The sequence below is a fragment of the Sneathiella chungangensis genome, assembly GCF_009882935.1.
Taxonomy (GTDB): domain Bacteria; phylum Pseudomonadota; class Alphaproteobacteria; order Sneathiellales; family Sneathiellaceae; genus Sneathiella; species Sneathiella chungangensis.
Map to the genome: position 1 here is coordinate 1 of NZ_WTVA01000005.1, position 223 is coordinate 223.

Genomic DNA, 223 nt, shown 5'->3' on the forward strand with positions numbered 1-223 from the left:
AAGAACCCAGGCGGCGATGAAGAGTGTTTCCAGTGTGATGAGAAGCATGGGCTGATAGCCGATGGTCAACATGTCCTTTAATGATGTCTTGATCCCCAGGGCAGCAATGGCTGTAACCAGACACCAGGAGGAGAGCTGGATCAGAAGATCCTTTATATCCGCCGGTACGATCTGAAGACTGTTAAGCCCGACACAGAAACAGAAGCCGATAACGAACAAGGGT

At 50.2% G+C, this 223-nt stretch carries 1 protein-coding gene; it reads right to left on the reverse strand.

The features are described from left to right. Positions 1-223 (reverse strand): putative sulfate exporter family transporter (locus tag GQF03_RS11520; RefSeq protein ID WP_161339448.1); only part of this gene is annotated, 223 nt, incomplete at both ends.